The sequence below is a fragment of the Aeromonas sp. Prich7-2 genome, from assembly GCF_017939255.1.
GTDB classification, from domain to species: Bacteria; Pseudomonadota; Gammaproteobacteria; order Enterobacterales; family Aeromonadaceae; genus Aeromonas; species Aeromonas caviae.
This window is the reverse complement of the sequence record NZ_JAGKRI010000079.1, coordinates 1-19,241: the sequence shown is the minus strand read 5'-3', so window position 1 is coordinate 19,241 and position 19,241 is coordinate 1. Positions and strand designations below refer to the sequence as shown.

The window sequence follows — 19,241 nt, the reverse complement described above, 5'->3', positions numbered from 1 at the left end:
TACCCGATGCACACGAGTGTGCTGGAAGGGGTGAACAACAAGATCAAAGTGATAAAGCGTATGGCATATGGATTTAGGGACTCAGAATACTTTTTTCTGAAAATCAAGGCGGCCTTCCCCGGAAAGCCGCGATGAACCTTTTTTTTATGGATCACGGGCAGGCTCAGCGCCCCAGGTACTCCCTGTCGAAGAAGGTGTTGACCCAGTGGGGGCGATAGACGGCGAGCAGGGTCATGGTCATGCCGTTGAGGAGCGCCTCGGGGAAGAGCAGCAGCGGCCAGATGGAGAGGTAGTCGGCGCTGATGGTGTGCCAGGAGTAGGTGCCGCTCACCCCCATCAGCAAGGCGCTGGCGATCACCTTGGCCGAGATGCTCAGCGCCCCCCCGAGAAATGCCGCCACGAACAGGTAGACGAAGAGGTGGCGAGGCAGCCAGGCCCAGCTCCCCAGAAACAGCAGCCAGCTGGTGGCCACCGGCAGGGCAACGCCGATGAGGGCCTGCCAGCCGATGTCGGCCAGGGGGATGACCCCGAAGTAAGCGAGGAGCAGCAGGGTGAGGCAGGGGGCGAGCAGGGCGAGGCGCCAGCCCAGCAACAGGGTCAGGCTGGTGAGGCCGAGAAAGTGGATCTCGAGCCCCTCGTGCAACCCGGCCCGCAAGGTCCACAGCGGTACCAGCACGATGGCGCCGCCGAGGCAAAGATGCTGATAGAGCGGGTGGGCGCCAAGAGTGCGCAGCAGGGAGGCGTTCAGACTGAAGGCGAGCAGCACCAGCCAGAGCAGGAGGGCGGCAACTTGTCCTTCACTCATGAGCGGTTCCCCCGGATGCGGCTGTCGGTGATGGCGCCGTGGCGAACGCCGGCGCAATGAAAAGAGGCCGCCCTCTGCCGGGCGGCCTCCTGTCTCAATACTTCACGTTGGGGTGATACTTGCCAAGGATGCCCTGGACCCTGTCCATGGTCTCCTTGCTGGGGGGCTTGATGCCGACCAGATCATAGGTATCTCCCAGCACGTCCCACTTGTGCTTGCCAAGTTCGTGGTAGGGCAGCAGCTCCACCTTCTCGACGCACTCCCCCAGCTCGGCGATGAACTGGCCGAGTCCTTCTGCGCTTTCGTCATCGTCGGACCAGGTGGGCACCACCACGTAGCGGATCCACATGGTCTGGCCGCGGGAGGCCAGGTAGCGGGCGAACTCCAGGGTGTACTTGTTGCTGACGTGGGTGAGGGGAATGTGCTTCTCGTCGTTGATCTGCTTGATGTCGAGCAGCACCAGATCGGTGTTGTCCAGCACCCGGTCGAGCAACTCGTCGTAGTGACGCACGAAACCGTTGGTGTCGAGGCAGGTGTGGATCCCCTGTGCCTTGCAGGCGGTGAACAGTTCGGCGATGAACTCCTGCTGCAGCATGGCCTCGCCGCCGGAGGCGGTCACGCCACCGCCGGAGGCATTCATGAAGTGGCGATAGCTGGTGAGATCCTGCATCAGCTCGGGCACGGTGACCTCGCGGCCGCCCTGGGTGTCCCAGGTGTCCCGATTGTGACAATACTTGCAGCGCATCAGGCAGCCCTGCATGAACACGATGAAGCGGATGCCGGGGCCGTCGACGGTCCCGCAGGTCTCGACGGAGTGGATCCGGCCAATGATGTCGGTAGTGCCGGTGTCGCTGGCTTCAACGGTCGGGATCCGCTGCGTGCCGGGGGTGGCAGGTCCCTTGGATTCAACGGCGGGGATCCGGTTAATGACTGACATAGACGACTCCAATGGTGCGGACAAGGTTCGAGCGGTCGTTATTTTATGACAGAAAGCCCTATAAATCCTACCAGTTTAGCCCGCAGGGGTGGCACCCAGCAGGCTCTCCAGTGCCTTGACGGGGAGCGGCCGACTGGTGAGGAAGCCTTGATAATGCTGGCATCCCAGGGCCTTGAGCACGGCGAGCTGCTCCTCTTCCTCCACTCCTTCGGCGGTGACGGTGAAACGAAACACCCGGGCGAGATCCAGGATGGCCTTGACGATGGCCTTGTCCTGTTCGCTGTGGACCAGGGTCTGGATGAAGCTTCTGTCGAGCTTCACCTCGTCGGCGGGCAGATCCCGCAGATAGGCCAGGGACGAGTAGCCCGTGCCGAAGTCGTCGATGGAGATGAGCAGGCCGAGGGCCTTGAGCTGGCGGATCCTGGCGATGCTCTCCAGCCGGTTTTCCAGCACCACGGACTCGGTGATCTCCAGCTGCAGGCGCGACGGGGGCACCCCGGTGTCCCGCAGAATGTACTCCACCTGCTGCACGAAACCGGCGGTGTGGAACTGGCGGGCGCTGACGTTGACCGACAGATGGGGGATGGCGAGACCGTTGTTGAGCCAGAAGCTGTACTGGGCGCAGGCGGTCTTCATCACCCAGTAGCCTATCTCCTGGATCAGGGTGGTCTCCTCGGCGATGGGAATGAACTCCCCGGGTGGCACCATGGTGCCGTCGGCCTTCTGCCAGCGCAGCAGCGCCTCTATGCCCGAGAGCGTGCCGTTGTCGACCCGGTATTGGGGCTGGTAGTGCAGCACCAGCTCGTTGTTGCGCAGGGCATCGCGCAGCTGGTTGTTGAGAGAAAGCTTGCTCTTCTCTTTTTCCGCCATGGCTTCACTGAAGAAGATATGGTTGCCCTGGCCCGCGCGCTTGGCCATGTGAACGGCGGTATCGGCCTGCTGCATCAGGACAAGGTGATCCTTGTCGTCATCGCTGAACAGGCTGATCCCCACGGAGGCGCTGCAGTGCAGCTTGTGATCGCCGATGTCGAAGGGGGCACGGAAGATCCCCATCAGCTCCCGGGCAAAGTGCTCCGCCAGGATCTTGGCGGTGATATAGCCCTGGCCCAGTGCCGTGAAGAGCAGGGCAAATTCGTCACCCGAAGTGCGGGCGAGCACCAGGTTCTCCTGGGGCAGGGACTTGAGTCGCACCACCACGGCCTGGAGCAGCAGATCGCCGCAGGCGTGACCGAGGGAGTCGTTGATGGATTTGAAGTTGTCCAGATCCAGCAGCAGCAGGGCCCCCCACTGACCACTCGGGGCCTGCAGGGTGCGCTGCATGATGTCGGTCAGGCTACGCCTGTTGTAGAGATCGCACAGGTCGTCGTAGTAGGCGAGGCGCTCGATGTGGCGGGCGGTCTCTTTCTCCTGGGTGATGTCGTGGAAGCTGCAGACGAAGTGACTGATCTCCTCCTCCTCGTCCTTGACCCCGCTCACCATGAGCCGCACCGGGAAGAGGTGTCCTTCCCTGTGCAGACATTGTTCCTCCCCGAGCCAGTATCCCTGCCGGTTGACCGCCGCGATCACCTCCTCCTTGAGGGTGTCGCCATAGTAGGTGGGCCTCAGGGCGTCGATGTGCAGGCCCAGCATCTCCTCGCTGGCAAAGCCGGTGATGCGGCTGAAGGAGGCATTGACCTTGAGGATGATGCCCCCGTGATCCATCACCAGCAGGCCGTCGTGGGTGTTGAAGGCCACTTCGGCTAGGCGCAGGGCATCGTCATTGGCCAGGCGTTGCAACTCGCTGGCGGCCCGCTCGCGCTGTTCGTAGAGGACGTCCAGCAGTGGAGCGGGATCGGCCAGAGGGGTGGCGAGCAGCAGGGTGAGCTGTCCCAGGGGGAGACCGTTTGGCCCCGGGAAGGGGATGCCGACATAGGCCTTGGCGTCGAGGGCCAGCAGCTGGCTGGACTGGGGATAGCGCAGGGCCAGATCTTCCACGTAGAGACTCTGCCCGTGCTGGAAGATCTCCCGGCCCGGGCCGATGTCCATGGGCATGGGTTTGACGACGGCGAAAGCATCCCCCTCCACCACGCAGCGGGGAATGAGCCAGAGATCCTGGCCGCGAGGCTGAAACTCGCCGATCCAGCCCCTGTGGGCACCGCTCAGGCCCATGGCCCATCGCAGCAGGGCGCGGCAGTAGTCGTTGCCGGTCAGGTTGGCAAGCCCCGGGGGAGGCGCGAGGTCCGGGGTGTCGGTCGCCACGGGGTCCGGCTGCCAGTGGCCGAGCAAGCGGGCGCAATGACGCACCAGTTGCAGGGTGTCATCGCTGATGAGGGTGCTCTCGGCATACTCCAGGCTGAGCACGCCGATGAGCTTCTCCTGCTCCAGCAAGGCGCCGTCCAGGCGGGAGCAGACATTGGCATCGGCCAGATAGTAGTGCTGGCTCAACATGGGCTGGTGGGCCGCCTCCGAGAAGCTCAGGGCGCCCCGGGCGCGCAGGGCTCGGATGTAGCGGCTGTCTCCGCGAATGGCACCGAGCGCGTCCACCCCCAGGGTGAAGACCGGGGTCAGCTGTTCGCCGCCAAGGGCGCCATGGGCCTGGTAGTGCCAGAGGATCAGGCGATCGGCCCCCAGGCACTCCTTGAGGCTCTCCAGCATGGCGTCATACTGCTGCTGGCTGGCCATCTGGCTCAGGCGCGGCAGTTGCAAGGACAGGCTGGCGGCACTCTCCTGGGACTGGGTCTGCAGGCAGATGAGCCAGAAGGCGTCCTGCTCGTGGGAGAGGGAAATGTGCCAGAGGAGAGCGTCAAAGCGCAGCACCAGCTTGCCCCCCTTGCCGCTGGCCAGCCGCTGCTCGATGGGCTGGCGCAGGGCGTCCGGCAATTGGGCCGGCCAGGCACTGCGGGGCTCGTCGAGCCAGTGGAGCGGCGTCTGCATCACATCGGTCAGGGCGACCAGCCGTTGACTACGGGTATCCAGGCGGAAAAACAGGGGCGCCTGGCTGGCGGTCGGAAGATGGCTGAGCGCGGTAGACGACATGAACTGACACTATCCTGTTGAGCAATTGTCGGAGGGCAAGAATACTGCAAATCCGTGGCAAACAAAATTTCATTGAACTCTAAATTAGATAAGTCTAATTTATTGGTCATTTCCTGTTGAGTGGAGTCTTGCAGATGAAACGGATCCTGATTGTGGGTGGTGTGGCCGGGGGGGCGTCCGCCGCCGCCCGTGCCCGCCGTTTGAGCGAAGAGGCGGAGATCGTGATGTTCGAGCGGGGCGAGTTCGTGAGCTTCGCCAACTGCGGTCTGCCTTATCACATCGGGGGGGATATCCCGGATCGGGATGCCCTGCTGCTGCAGACACCGCAAAGCTTCAAGCGCCGCTTCAACGTGGATGTGCGGGTGTTTCACGACGTCATCGAGATAGACAGGGCCGGCAAGAGCCTGCTGGTGCGCAACCTGCTGACCGGCGAAGAGCGGCGCGAAGCCTACGACGTGCTGCTGCTGAGCCCGGGGGCGGCGCCCATCCGGCCTCCCTTCCCCGGCATCGACAGCCCGGGGGTACACACCCTGCGGAGCATTCCCGACATGGATCGCATCCTGGCGGCGCTGGCGCACGACAAGCCCCGCCACGTCACCGTGGTGGGGGGCGGTTTCATCGGGCTGGAGATGATGGAGGCGCTGCACCAGCGCAAGCTGGATGTCACCCTGCTGGAGCTTTCCGATCAGGTGATGGCGCCGGTGGACAAGGAGATGGCCAACCTGCTCCACGCCCGCATCCGGGAGGAGGGGGTCGATCTTCGCCTGCGCACCGGCCTCGCTGCCATCGAGAGCCTGAAGGTGCCTGCCGAGAAGACTGCCGCCGTGGCGACCGCCCAGCAGGGTGGACTGCGCCTGACCCTCAATGACGGCTCTCATCTCGACACCGGCCTGTTGATCCTCGCCATCGGCGTCAAGCCCGAGACTCTGCTCGCCGCCAAGGCGGGGCTGGTGCTGGGACCGCGGGGCGGCATCAAAGTGGATGCCGGGATGCGTACCTCGGATCCCTTCATCTACGCGGTGGGGGATGCGGTGGAGGAGACCGATTTTGTCACCGGCGAGTCCGTGCTGATCCCGCTGGCGGGCCCCGCCAACCGCCAGGGGCGCATCGCCGCCGACAACATGCTGGGGCGAAGCGAGACCTACAAGAAGACGCAAGGGACCGCCATCTGCAAGCTGTTCGATCTGGCGGTGGCGAGCACGGGGCTGAACGAGAAGCGGCTGGTGCAGCTGGGGCTGCCGTTCGAGAAGGTCTATGTCCACCCGGGCAGCCACGCCGGCTACTACCCCGGTGCCCACCCGGTCAGCCTCAAGCTGCTGTTTGCCCCCGATGGCAAGATCTACGGCGCCCAGGCCATCGGCAAGGATGGCATCGACAAGCGCATCGACGTGCTGGCGGTGGCCCAGCGTGCCGGGCTCACCGTGTTCGATCTGCAGGATCTGGAGCTCACCTATGCGCCGCCCTTTGGCTCTGCCAAGGACGTGATCAACATGGCCGGGTTCGTGGCGAGCAACCATCTGAAGGGGGACACCCTGCTCTGCCACGCAGCCGAGGTGCAGGCTCGCCACCCCCATCAGCAGGTGGTGGATGTGCGCAACACCCCCGAGCTCGACAAGCTGGGGCGCATCCCGGGGGCGCTGCACATCCCCCTGGACGAGCTGCGCAGCCGTCTTGATGAGTTGCCCAAGGATAAAGAGCTGCTCATCAGCTGCCAGGTGGGACTGCGCGGCCACGTGGCCTGCCGCCTGCTGAGCCAGCATGGTTTTCGGGTCAAGAACCTCTCCGGCGGATTCAAGACCTGGCAGACGGTGATCGCCGAGTAGATCCTCCAGGCTGAAATGGCCCGATTGATCACTCTGTATGCAAACGGGCCACTCCAGTGAGTGGCCCGTTTCTTCATCAGGGGCCAATGCCGCCCGACATGGCAGTTGGTGTTCCCGGGAGCGACGCTTTATTCTATTGGCTCCTGCGCTGCGGCGATCCAACCCGGGATGAACACCATGCACCTCTCTCTCTCCTGCCCCGTGACTCGTCTTCCCCGTGTGGCCTGGCTGGCGGCGCTGCTGCTGGCTGGTTGCGGCCCCGACAAGCCTGTCAGCCAGGTTCCGACGACAGAACCGATGGCCCGGCAGGAGGCGGGAGCGCCCGCCTCCGTGGTGCAGGCCAATGCCCGCCAATATAGGGATGCCCCTGCGCTGGCGCTGGTCTTCTCCGGCCCCTTGGTGCCCAAGGCAAACTGGCAGAGCTGGCTTTCTGTGAGTGAAGGGGGCAAGCAGGTGCAGGGGGAGTGGATCCTGGCCGACGATGGTCGCACCCTCTATTTCCCGAACGTCCAGCCCGACAAACGCTACGAGGTGAGCCTCAAGGCGGGGCTGGGCCCATCCCCCCAGAGCTGGACCCTCAAAACCCGGCCGCTGGAGGCGGGGGCGTCGTTTACCGCGAGCGGCATGGTATTGCCGCTGCGCGACGAGCTGCGCCTGCCCATCAGCGCGGTCAATGTGGACGAGGTCAATATCGACTTCTTCCGGGTCGATGCCGAATACCTGCCCCGTTTCCTGGCCGAGTATCGCCCCGGTGCCGGCATGGGCAACTGGGAGCTTGAGCAGATCACCAAGCGGGCCAAGCGGGTGTTCAGCGGCCGTTACGCGCTGGAGCTCGATGCCAACCGGCGCGAGACCCGCCTCATCAATGTGAAGGAGCCGCAGCTGGCGGAGGCTGGCGTCTACTTTGCGGTGATGTCGCCCCTTGGCAACTACGACTGGCGCAAGGAGACCACCTACTTTGCGGTGAGCGACATGGGGCTCAGTGCCCGCCGTTACCGCGATGAGCTGGAGGTGTTCGTCAGCTCCCTGGCCAGCGCCGACCCCCTCAAGGATGTGCAGCTCTCCCTGCTCGACCAGAAGGGCAACCGGCTGCAGGTGCAAACCACCGACCCCCAAGGTCATCGCCGCTTCGATCAGGTGCAGGGGGCTCGCCTGCTGCTGGCCGAGCAGGGCAAGCATCTGGCGGTGCTGCGCCTCGACGGGGCGGCGCTCGATCTCTCCACCTTCGATCTCGGCACCCAGCCCTGGCAGGCCCAGCAGCTCTATCTGTTCAGCGGGCGCGATCTCTATCGTCCCGGCGAGCGGCTCGACAGCGAGATCCTGCTCAAGGGGCAGGATGGTCAGCTGCTGCCGGGGATGGCGGTAGAGCTGGAGGTGAAACAGCCGGACGGCCAGCTGCTCGAACAAAAGCGGCTGCTGCCGGACAATTTGGGCGCGGCCCACTACGGTCTGCGTTTGCCGGATGATGCGCCGCTCGGGCGCTGGACCATCAACCTCAAGACCGCTGCCGGTAGCCGCTTCGAGTGGCCTTTTCTGGTGGAGGAGTTTCTGCCGGAGCGGCTGAAACTGCAGCTTGGCAAGGGGCCGGATGGGGAAGTGACGACTCTGGACGCCGCCCTCACTTTGCCGCTGCAAGGGGACTATCTCTACGGCGCACCAGCCAGCGCCACCAAGGCCAAGGCGGAGGTGAAGTTAAGCCGCGCCACCATGCCTTTTACTCAGTGGCAGGAGTTCACCCTGGGTGACGTGCTGCTCGCCGAGCAGGCCAGGGATCTCGAGCCGCTGAATCTCACCCTGGATGCGCAGGGGCAGGGGACTTTTTCGCTTGCTGATGAGCTCGATGGGGTGCGCGCCCTCGGGCCGCTGGAGGTGGCTTATCGGGTGTCGCTCTCCGAGCCCGGCGGTCGCGCCGTCAATCGCAGCCGCACCCAGTATGGCTGGCCCGCGGGCAGCCAGTGGCCCGCGCTCAAGGCCGATTTCGTAGCGGAGCGGGTAGAGGGGGGCAAGCCGCTCCCCTTCCAGATCCTCAACCTCGATGAACAAGGCCAGCCGGTGGCGGGGGCGGTGAAGGTGCGCCTCATCAACGAGTACCGCGACTACTACTGGCACTACGCCGATGGGGAGGGGTGGAAGTACGAGTTCAACAGCCAGCCCTATCTGGAGCAGGAGCAGACCCTGCAGCTGGATGGCAAGGGGCCGACCCCGCTCACGCTGCAACTGGCTGCGGGCTGGTATCGGTTGGAGGTGGAGAACAGTCAGGGCCATCAATCCAGCCTGCGGGTGGAGATAGGCAGTTACGCCTGGGGTGGCGGTGGCGAGCAGGCGCGGCCTGACAAGATTGCCATCACCCTCGACAAGCGCGCCTATCTGGCCGGGGACAAGGCCAAAGTGACGCTGGTGGCCCCTCGACCCGGCAAGGGCTTGCTGCTGGTGGAAGATGGCGACGGCCTGCGCTGGTGGCAGCGTATCGAGCTCATGGGGGCCGGCGGCGATGCCAAGGATGCCCGCGGCGAGTTCGAGATCCCGGTCAGCCCCGAGTGGCAGCGTCATGATCTGCATATCTCGGCCCAGATCGCCGCGCCAGACAGTGACTCAAAGCCGGTGAGCCAAAAGAGTGTGCAGAGCCTGCGCTCGGTCGGTCTGGTGCCGCTCACCCTGGATCGGGAAGCGCGCCGTCTGCAGCTCACCCTGAGCGCGCCTGATAAAGCGGTGCCGCTCACCCGGCTGGAAGTGACCGCAACCTCCACCCCCAATAGCCAGGGGCGGGTGGTGCTGGCGGCGGTGGATCGGGGCGTGCTCAACATCAGCGACTACCAGCCGCTCGACCCGTTCGAGATCTTCTTTGGTCGCAAGCGCTTCGCCCAAGATTTGTTCGACAACTACGGCCAGGTGATCCCGCCGCAGGATGGCAAGCTGGCCCGCCTCAACTACGGGGGCGATCGGGCGCCGCTGAAAAAGGGTGGCGCGCTGGAGAGCCGGGTCGAGATAGCCGCACTGTGGAGTGGCGAGGTGAGCTTTGATGAGAGCGGCAAGGCGGTGATCCCGCTCGATCTACCCAACTTCAACGGCGAGCTGGCGCTGATGGCGCTGGCCTGGAACGAACAGCAGGTCGGTGAGGCCGAGCGCGCCGTCAAGGTGGTGGCGCCCTTGGTGGCCGAGATTGGCTGGCCGCGCTTTGGCGCCAGAGGCGATGAGACCCGGGCGCTGGTGCAGCTGCGCAACATGAGCGGTGAGGATCAGACCCTCTCCCTTGCCTGGACCCTCAACGGCGGGCTCAAGGCAAATGGCGAGCTGCCCGGCACCCTTTCCCTTAAAAACGGCGAGGAGCAGTGGCTGACCCTGCCGCTCACCGTGACCGGGGCGAGCGGTGTGGCAAGCCTGCAGTTGGCGGCCAGCGGCAAGGATTTTGCCATCAGCCGCGACTGGTATCTGCCGCTGCGCTCCCCCTGGCCGGCCGAGACTCGCCAGCGCTATCAGATGCTGTCCCCCGGCCAGCAGATGAGCTTTGCGCCAGCTGAGCTGGCCGGGCTGGATCGCGCCAACCTGCAGGGGCTGCTCAGCCTCTCCGGCACTCCCCCCTGGGATCCGGCAGCCCAGTGGCAGGCGCTGGCCGACTACCCCTACGCCTGTCTGGAGCAGACCCTGTCCCGTGCCTGGCCTTACTTGCTGACCACGGCGGATGAGCGGGCCGCCTGGAGTAAACCCGCAGCGGGCAAGAAAGCGGCGAGTGAGGCGGATGTGCAGCGCGCCCTGCTGCAACGGCTGCAGCGGTTGCAACTGCCAAGCGGCGGTTTTGGCCTGTGGGATGGTCGCTCCGACGAGGAGCAGTGGCTCACCGCCTATGCCGCCGACTATCTGCTGGCGCGCAAGGAGGCGGGCGACTCCGTGCCGGAGGCGATGCTCAATCAGGCGCTGAACCGGTTGCAGAGCTATCTTACCGACAGTCAGTATGGTGAGCGCTGGAGCAGTGCTCCCGAGCACAGCCGGCTGGCCTATCAGGCTTACAGTGCCTATGTGCTGGCCCGGGTGGGCAAGGCGCCGCTCGCTACCCTGCGCCTTGTCTGGGAGCAGCAGGCCGATCACGCCCGCTCCGGCTTGCCGCTCTTGCACCTCTCGCTGGCGCTCTCGGCCATGGGGGATGAGCAGAACGCCGCCAAGGCCCTCAGCCGGGCATTGGCGACCGAGCGCGGTGATGACTATCTGGGTGATTACGGCTCGCCGCTGCGCGATCAGGCCCTTGAGCTCTCCTTGCTGCGCCAGCACAAGCTGGCTGCGGAGCGCTGGCCTGATCTCAGTGCCAAGGTGGCCGATACCCTGGCTCACCGTCAGTGGCTCAGCACCCAGGAGCGGCTCGCCCTGCTGCGACTGGCCCGCGTCGATCCGGCCGCCGACTGGCAGGCCAGGGTAACTTCCTCTCTTGGCAGTGGATCCCTGAGCGGTTCGGCTCCGCTGCATCAGGGTGCCTCAGAGGCACTGGCCGCGAGCACCGTCACCAACGAGGGCAGGGGATCCCTCTATGTGCAGCGCACCCTGGTCGGTTACCCCGAACAGGCTCCTACCAGATTGAGTCAGGGGATAAGCGTGACCCGCAGCTGGTTCAACAGCGACGGTCAGCGTTTTGACCCGACCAAGGTGAAGGTCGGCGATCTGGTGGTGGTGCGGCTCAATGTCAGCAGTGAATCGGCGGTGCCCGATGCCCTGCTGGTGGAGATGGTGCCCGCCGGCTTCGAGCTGGAGAATCCGGCCCTTGGCAACAGCATCAAGCTCGAAGAGCTCTCCATCGAGGGGAAACCGGCGTGGCAGAGCGAGTGGAACGACTACCTCAAGCATCAGGAGTTTCGTGATGACCGCTACACGGCAGCGCTGGATCTGAGCGAGGGGAGCAACCAGCAACTGGTCTACCTGATGCGGGCGGTGACGCCGGGTCGCTATCAGGTGCCGCCGACCCAGGTGGAGGATATGTACCGACCCGAGATCCGGGCTGTGAGTGAGGATATCCACGAGGTGATCATCTCTGAGTAACAAACCCTCCCTTGAGCGGGTTCGCCCGCTCACTTTCTGGCAGCGTGGCTGGCTGAAATTGGGTCGCACTGGCCACGCTGGCTTGCGTTGGCTTGGTGGCCTGCCACGTTGGCTGCGCTTTTCGGTGCTGGGTGTTGTAGCACTGCTCCTGTCATTGCTGGCGCTGGATCGTATTTTCCCGCCGCCGCCGCTCGACCCTGCCTACGCACGGGTGGTGCTCGACATGAAGGGGCGACCGCTGCGCGCCTTTGCCGATACCAGCGGCGTGTGGCGTTACCCCGTGACCCTGGAGCAGGTCTCCCCCCGCTATATCGAGGCGCTGCTGGGCTACGAGGATCGCTACTTTTGGCACCATCCCGGGGTCAATCCGGTGGCCATGGTGCGCGGGGTCTGGCAGTGGCTGCGCTATGGACGCGCTGTGTCGGGGGGCTCGACCCTCACCATGCAGGTGGCGCGCCTTATCGAGCCCTACCACAGGAGCGTGCCCGGCAAGCTGCGCCAGATGGCGCGTGCGCTGCAGCTGGAGTGGCACTATGACAAGCGCACCTTGCTTACCGTCTACCTCAACCGGGCACCGTTTGGCGGCAATCTGGAGGGGGTGCAGGCCGCAAGTTTTGCCTATCTCGGCAAGAGCGCCGCCAAGCTGACCCATGCCGAGGCGGCGCTCTTGGCGGTGCTGCCCCAGGCTCCCAGCCGCAACCGGCCGGACCGGCATCCCGAGCGGGCCCGCACCGCCCGTGACAAGGTGATGCAGCGGCTGGTGGCACAGGGTGTCTGGCCCGAACAGGTGTGGCTGGAGGGGCGTATCGAGCCTGTGCTGGCTCGCGGTCACTTCACGCCGATGGAGGCGCCACTGTTTGCCCGTCTCGCCGCCGACCATCAGGCCGGGGCCCTGGTGCATACCACCATCGACGGGGATCTGCAGCGCTGGCTGGAGGGGCGGGTGGCAAGCTATATCCGCCGCTTCCCCGAGCAGACCTCAGCGGCGTTGCTCCTGGTCGACAACAGAACCATGGCGGTGCGCGCCTATGTGGGCAGCGCCGAGTATGGCAATCTGCGTCGCCACGGTTATCTGGACATGGTGCAGGCGATCCGCTCTCCCGGCTCCACCCTCAAGCCCTTCATCTACGGTCTGGCGATGGACGAAGGGTTGGTGCATTCGGCCTCCCTGCTCTCCGATGCGCCAAGGCTGGGCTCGGACTATCGCCCCGCCAATTTTTCCGGTGCCTTTCAGGGGCCGGTAACCCTGGCCCAAGCATTGCAGCAATCCCTCAACGTGCCGGCGGTGCAGGTGCTGGAGGCGCTGGGGCCGGACAAACTGGTCAGCCGTCTCGACAACGCCGGGGTGAGGCTGGCCCTTTCCGACGAGCCCAATCCGGCCATTGCGCTCGGGGCCGCGGGCATTCGGCTCGAGCAGTTGGTGGCGCTCTACAGCTCGCTGACCCGGCAGGGGCAGGTGGCGATGCCGGTCTGGCTGGCGGGGCAGCAGGCGGTGTCACGCCCCTTGCTGAGCCCGGGGGCCGCCTGGATCATCTGGCAGATATTGAGCGCCCAGGGGCGCGCGGATCAGCCCTTTGCCAGTGAGGCGACTGGCCGGGTCAATCGACTGGCCTGGAAGACCGGCACCAGCTATGGCTATCGCGACAGCTGGGCCATGGGGGTCTCCGGTCGTTGGACCATCGGCGTCTGGCTGGGGCGCCCCGATGGCACCCCTTTGCCCGGTTTTTACGGCCAGAGCGCGGCGGTGCCGCTGCTGCTCTCTGTCTACTCGCGGCTCTCGGACAACAGCCCCCTGCCGGCACAACCCAACACGGTGAGCGAGGCCGAAGTTTGCTGGCCGCTGGGGCGCAAGACGAGCGCGACCCTGCCAGAGGCCTGTTTGCAGCATCAGAGCGCCTGGTTGCTGGAAGGGCGCGACCCTCCCACCTTGCCGGATCCCATGGATTGGCCCTCGCCGCTGCGCCAGGTTGCGCTCACTGTCGACGGCAAGCCGACGCTGACCCGCTGCCACGATGCGGCACAATCCGCTTTTAGAGCGCTCTGGCCGCTGTCGCTGGAGCCGTGGCGCTCACCGGGCGAGCGGCGTCAGGCGCTGCTTGCCAGGGGCTGCGCGGGGGAGGGGCAGAGCGCCGAGCAGCAGGCCCCCATTCGTATCGTAGCGCTGGGGGAGGGCAACCTTATCCGCAGTCAGCGCTATCGGTTGCAGCCCAGGGTGCTGGGCGGTGTCGGCAAGCCGGCATGGTTTCTCAACGGCCAGCGGCTGCGCTGGGACGGGGATCAAGTAGTGAGCAAGGCGGGCCGCTATCAGCTGGTGGTGGTGGATGAGGCGGGAAACAGCGATCGCATCGAGTTTCGGCTGGAAAACCCCTCCTGAGGGCGTGGTGATCGCCAGAATATTGACGGCATCGGTGATGGTCCCGATGCCGTCAGTTGATTGTCGATTCCCCGGCAGAGGCGGGGAGTCAGGGCTTGACCTGCCCCAGCCGTGTGAAGAAATGCCGGCTCTTGCGCTGGTGGAAGTGGCTCTTCTTGATGGGATGAAACACCAGGTCGCTCTGTGGGTGACTCTCCTTGAGGTGGTGGATCATCGCCATGGCCGGTAAGCCAGTACTGACGAGCGTGGTGAGCGGCAGGGTAACGGTCTCGGGTCCCAGCAAGGGTGTGAACCCCTGCTGGGCCTGCTCGAAGCGGGTCAACACGGCGGGTTCGGCGTAGCCGCTGCCCAGCATGGCGAGCAGGGCATCGAGGGCCTGATGGAACTCGGCGAGCTGCTGACGAAAGCCGCTTCGTCCCCGCAGGGCAATGAGCTCTGCCAACGGGATGTCGGCCAGGTGAGTGGGCACTTGCAGCGGGATCTCGAGGTGGAAGCAGTCCTGGCCGCCCCGGTTGTGGTAGCGGGATTCGAGCAGATGGAGCAGGCGGTCGAGATAGTCGTGATCGGTAATAAGCGCCCCGTCATTGGCGAGTGCCCACTCACGGGCGAGGCGCATGGAGAGCAGGTTGGCAAAGCGGCGCGCCATTCTGATCCCCCCTTCATCCTGCGTCGCAAAGCCGTGGGTCAGACAAAACCCGTGCAGCCGCTCCAGTCCCGCCTGGGCCGGGCAGAAGCAGTCGTGGTTGGGGGCTGAACGCCAGCGGGCGATGAGCTCCCTGTTGCCAAACACCTTGTGGCGGACAAAATCGGGGGCGACCAGGCCGGCAATCTGGCTCTCGACCTGGGGCGTGATATGGGCGAAGAAGGCGGGTTGTGGCGGCTCGGCCAGCAGGTCGGTTTGCTGGCGCAGGGTCTCCAGCAGGGCGGTGAGACCGCTCTTCTCACTGACGGTGAAGACGAAGGCGAGCCGCTCCAGATAGAGCAGGGCAAACTTGAGCCAGAGCTCGTCGCGTACCTCCATGCCGGGGTAGTAGATATGGGTTTTCATGGATGCTGTGTTGCCAGGATGCAGGGGTGGGAATATACGCATGATTGCCTGGATGCGGCAAACTTTGCGTGGGGGAATGTGAGCGGCCGCTCATGCAGTAGGCGCTGGTCACAAAGTTCTGATATAATTCGCGCCCTTAAATCAAGGCCACCCGAGTCATTACCATGAAGTTCATTATCAAGCTGTTCCCTGAAATCACCATCAAGAGCAAGTCGGTTCGCCAGCGCTTCATCAAGATCCTGCAGGGCAATATCCGCAATGTCCTGCGCCGCTTCGACGACGATGCCCGGGTGCGGATGGATTGGGACAAGCTGATCGTGAGCTCCCGCAATGACCAGTTCCGCGAGCAGGCCATCGAAGCTCTGGCCTGCATCCCCGGCATTCAGGCCTTCCTCGAGGTGCAGGCCAGCAAGTTTACCGACCTGCACGACATCTTCGAGCAGGTGAAAGCCGTCTGGGGTGATCAGCTCGAGGGCAAGACCTTCTGCGTGCGTGCCAAGCGCCACGGCAAGCACGAATTCTCCTCGCTGGAGATTGAACGCTACGTGGGCGGCGGTCTGAACCAGCACTGCGTGAGCAACGGTGTGCGCCTCAAGAAGCCGGATATCCAGGTCAATCTGGAAGTGGAAAACGACGAGCTCTACATTATCAGTGCCGTCCACCACGGCATGGGTGGCTTCCCCATGGCGACCCAGGAAGATGTGCTGAGCCTGCTCTCCGGCGGCTTCGACTCCGGCGTGGCCTCCTACCAGTTCATCAAGCGCGGCTGCCGCGTGCACTACTGCTTCTTCAATCTGGGGGGCGCCGCCCACGAGATCGGTGTCAAGCAGGTCGCCTATTACCTGTGGAACAAGTTCGGTGCCTCCCACAAGGTGCGTTTCACCGCCATCGACTTCGAGCCTGTGGTGGCCGAGATCCTCGAGAAGATCGACAACGGTCAGATGGGGGTGGTGCTCAAGCGGATGATGATGCGTGCCGCTGGCCAGGTGGCGAACACCTTCCAGATCCCGGCCCTGGTGACCGGCGAATGCGTGGGCCAGGTTTCCAGCCAGACCCTCACCAATCTGAACGTCATCGACCGGGTGACCGACAAGGTGATCCTGCGTCCCCTCATCACTTGGGACAAGCCGGACATCATCAGCGAGGCCCGTCGCATCGGCACCCTGGAGTTTGCCGAGACCATGCCGGAGTATTGCGGCGTCATCTCCAAGAAGCCGACCGTGAAGGCCGAGCTCTCTCGCATCGAGGCGGAAGAGGCCCACTTCGACTTCGCCATCCTGGACAAAGTGGTGAGCGAGGCGCGTTACCTCGACATCCGTCGCATCGGCGAAGAGACTGCCGCCCAGGTGCAGGAGGTGGAGACCACCCAGGTGCTGGCCGCCAACGAAGTCATTCTGGACATCCGCTCCAGTGATGAGCACGACGAGAAGCCGCTGGTGGTGGAAGGGCGCGAAGTGCTGCACATCCCCTTCTTCAAGTTGGCAACCGCCTTTGGCGATCTGCCCAAGGAGCAGACCTACCTGCTCTATTGCGATCGCGGCGTGATGAGCAAGCTGCAGGCGCTCTATCTCAAAGAGCAGGGCTTTGACAACGTCAAGGTGTACCGCCCCTGATAGCGGTGTGCATTCGCTCATAAAAAAATCCGGCCAAGATACCGGATTTTTTTATTTCACATGTTCGGTGATGATCAGGGGCAGGGGACGGGGGTAAAGGTCTCCTGGCCCTGACAGCGCCAGCCCATCTCGGCCTGACGCATCTGCCACAGATTGTTGCTGCGAAACAGGGTCAGGATGTAGAGCATGTCGCTCTTCTGGCCATCGAGGGCAACCGAGAGCACCAGATCGTTGTCCAGCTGCTGGGCATGGATGCGGGTGGGCACGTCTTCATGACCCACGAAGCGGCGAGCCACTTCGCGATAGTCGTTGACCCAGCCCTGCTGACTGCTGCTCGCCTGACGGATCTGCTGGTTGAACTGCTGCACCGGGGTGGATGCCAGGCGCCCGAACAGGGCCTGTGCCCCCGCATGAGCCGCTGCCACCATCATCAGAATCAGCGTGGTAATGAGCCCAAGTTTTTGCATGAGGTAATCCGGCTTGAAACGACCACTCTATGACAACAGAAAAGCGGGCTTGGTTCAATCTTGCCCCTGCAAGGGTGGGATCTCGCCCACCCAGACCCGGTTCAGTTGCGCTGCAACGAGAAGGTCGGCAGGGAGAGATGCCAGTAGATGGCGGCCACGCGCAGGCCAAAAACGGCCGTCATGCAGATGAGCATGGCGGTGACCCTGTCCATGTTGACCTCCAGCGCCAGGGTATAGAGGATGCCCCCCAGGATGCAGGCGGTGGCATAGATCTCCTTTTGCAGCACCATGGGCACTTCCCGGGCCAGCACGTCCCGGATCATGCCGCCAGCCACCCCCGTCATTGTGCCCATGAGCACAGCAATCAGCCCTGAGGTGCCGAAGTTGAGCGCCTTCTGGGCGCCAATCACGGTAAAGAGCGCCAACCCGAAGGCATCGGCCACCGGCAGCACATACCAGGGCATGCGGCGGGGCAACTTGACCATCCACATGCCGATGAGTGCCGTGGCGATGACGACCCAGATGTAGAGGGGGTCGCGTACCCAGAATACCGGGGTGGCGCCCAGGATCATGTCACGTATGGTGCCACCGCCGATGGCGGTCACCGCGGCCAGCACCATGACGCCGAAGCCGTCCATTCGAAGGCGTCCTGCCACCAATACACCCGAAAACGCGAATACCGCAGTACCAAACATGTCGCTGATGTAAACAATCTGCTCAACCAGTGTCTGCATGGAGAACAACTCACGTCCAATAAATGATGGGGCGGCGATTTTAGGGGCAAGGGGTGCGTGTGAGCAATGTCGGTATGCAAAAGTGGGAGCCAGAGCGGGTTTCTGGGGGCAATGGTCTGGGCCGATAGACAGGCTGAGAGTGCAGTGTGGCTGTTGCCGGGAGAGCAGACAGATTTGTATATGATGAGGCGAAAAATCTTCTAAAGCATCGGGCGGTGGTGCCGTTACTAAGGGGGAAGCAAATGGAAGGGTGTCAGGAAATCCAACTTTTTGCAGTGCTGCGGATCTGGTCATCACCACGTTGAATCAGATCTGCCTCAGTCACCGGCAGCGGATTGGCCCTGCGGACTGAAGAGGGATCTCAATCGCCGTGCGCCCTGGGATCCGCAGTTTTAGACTCATCAGGAGAATTCATTACCTGATTACCCATGACCCTCAGCCAGCTTCAAGAGCCGATATGGCATCGGCGGGCTTGCCACGACTGCATGCCCCAATTCAACAAACATACTCTTGAGGTCAAAACGATGATTAAACCGGAAGCAGTATTCAGCAAGATGCCTTGGTAAATGCTTCGCTCCGAGCTTATGACAACTGCCCCGCAGCGAGTTCTTCACATTCCCTATCATCGTGTTTACCCAGTTGAATGCCGGATGATCCAGCAAATCAAGGTTGCCCCCGGTGACAACACCCAGGTGCTCACAATTGGCCTCCTTGACCGCTTTGAAACAGGCCAATCCATCGGATATCACCGCGCTACCACTAGCAAGATGCCGTTTTGCCCAATCAGCAATGACGTTGGTTTTGAAACCATCGACCACCGTCATCCGCATCTTGATTGGATGCCCTTCCTTGTTCAGGGCTACTGCTGCCACAAACGGCGTCTTGCCTGCCGCGCCGCGACCTCGTTTGCCACCACGGCGCTCTCCACCCCAGTAGACATCATCGAGCTGAATGATGCCGCTGATGGGCTGCTTGTCATCGGACTCTTTCATGGCTTGCAGCAGCTTGTGCTTGAGCATCCAGGCGGTGTCATATTTGACGTCCAACTGGCGCTTTAGCTCCATCGCTGACAAGCCAGTTTTGGTCTGTGACAGCAGGTGCATCGCCAGAAACCACTTGGTCAGTGGGAGTTTGGTGTTTGCAAAAATCGTGTTTCCAGTCAATGACATCTGGTGACGGCAGTTATTGCATTGCAGCACGCGTGGCCGACTTTTCAGGCGACAGCAGGTCTTGTTGGCGCACTCAGGACAGATGAAACCGTCATTCCGCACCTGATTTTGCTATTTTCAGTGCTTGACGGCGATCGGCCGTTCTGATCTATTACTCTCTTTTGCAGGTAGATCATCATGGCCGCACCCGCTATCTCGATCCGTAACCTCGATCACCTTGGTTTGGTCGCCGCA

General features: G+C 63.4%; 11 protein-coding genes and 1 pseudogene. 5 read left to right on the top strand and 7 right to left on the bottom strand.

Annotated elements, in window-relative coordinates; translation table 11 throughout:
- A partial coding sequence (locus tag J9892_RS14230; protein WP_210538105.1) for a transposase occupies nt 1–135 on the top strand: 135 nt, incomplete at its 5' end.
- 28 nt (nt 136–163) lie between these two features.
- Here the strand turns inward: J9892_RS14230 and J9892_RS14225 are convergent.
- The 3 genes from J9892_RS14225 to J9892_RS14215 form a co-directional block, all read right to left on the bottom strand.
- Nucleotides 164–805, bottom strand: a complete 642-nt coding sequence (locus J9892_RS14225) for an energy-coupling factor ABC transporter permease (protein ID WP_041215455.1) — start codon at nt 803–805, stop codon at nt 164–166.
- A gap of 94 nt (nt 806–899) precedes the next feature.
- A complete protein-coding gene (gene pflA, locus J9892_RS14220) occupies nt 900–1,742 on the bottom strand; it encodes a pyruvate formate lyase 1-activating protein (protein WP_210538524.1) in 843 nt (280 codons plus the stop codon).
- 75 nt (nt 1,743–1,817) lie between these two features.
- A complete protein-coding gene (locus J9892_RS14215) occupies nt 1,818–4,757 on the bottom strand; it encodes a GGDEF and EAL domain-containing protein (protein ID WP_210538523.1) in 2,940 nt (979 codons plus the stop codon).
- Nucleotides 4,758–4,891: 134 nt separating this feature from the next.
- Here J9892_RS14215 and J9892_RS14210 point away from each other — a divergent pair, with 134 nt between their 5' ends.
- The 3 genes from J9892_RS14210 (at nt 4,892) to pbpC (ending at nt 13,976) form a co-directional block, all read left to right on the top strand.
- Nucleotides 4,892–6,580, top strand: a complete 1,689-nt coding sequence (locus J9892_RS14210; protein ID WP_210538522.1) for an FAD-dependent oxidoreductase — start codon at nt 4,892–4,894, stop codon at nt 6,578–6,580.
- 177 nt (nt 6,581–6,757) lie between these two features.
- Nucleotides 6,758–11,602, top strand: a complete 4,845-nt coding sequence (locus tag J9892_RS14205) for an alpha-2-macroglobulin (protein WP_246876677.1) — start codon at nt 6,758–6,760, stop codon at nt 11,600–11,602.
- Between the two features lie 52 nt (nt 11,603–11,654).
- Nucleotides 11,655–13,976, top strand: coding sequence for a penicillin-binding protein 1C (pbpC, locus tag J9892_RS14200; protein ID WP_246876678.1), 2,322 nt, complete (start codon nt 11,655–11,657; stop codon nt 13,974–13,976).
- Between the two features lie 88 nt (nt 13,977–14,064).
- Here pbpC and J9892_RS14195 read toward each other — a convergent pair whose 3' ends face one another.
- On the bottom strand, nt 14,065–15,024 hold the full coding sequence (locus J9892_RS14195) for a hypothetical protein (RefSeq protein ID WP_210538520.1): 960 nt from the start codon (nt 15,022–15,024) through the stop codon (nt 14,065–14,067).
- A 164-nt stretch (nt 15,025–15,188) separates the two neighbouring features.
- Here J9892_RS14195 and thiI point away from each other — a divergent pair, with 164 nt between their 5' ends.
- Nucleotides 15,189–16,637 (top strand): tRNA uracil 4-sulfurtransferase ThiI, encoded by a 1,449-nt coding sequence (thiI, locus tag J9892_RS14190; RefSeq protein WP_210538519.1) that lies wholly within the window; start codon nt 15,189–15,191, stop codon nt 16,635–16,637.
- A gap of 74 nt (nt 16,638–16,711) precedes the next feature.
- Here thiI and J9892_RS14185 read toward each other — a convergent pair whose 3' ends face one another.
- The 3 genes and pseudogenes from J9892_RS14185 to J9892_RS14175 form a co-directional block, all read right to left on the bottom strand.
- A complete protein-coding gene (locus J9892_RS14185; protein ID WP_005326432.1) occupies nt 16,712–17,104 on the bottom strand; it encodes a hypothetical protein in 393 nt (130 codons plus the stop codon).
- 101 nt (nt 17,105–17,205) lie between these two features.
- Entirely contained in the window at nt 17,206–17,838 is a 633-nt protein-coding gene (locus J9892_RS14180) for a trimeric intracellular cation channel family protein (RefSeq protein ID WP_025326511.1), read from the bottom strand.
- Between the two features lie 422 nt (nt 17,839–18,260).
- Nucleotides 18,261–19,100, bottom strand: a pseudogene (locus tag J9892_RS14175) (IS1595-like element ISAeca5 family transposase); the annotation flags it as partial.
- Nucleotides 19,101–19,241: the final 141 nt, after the last annotated feature.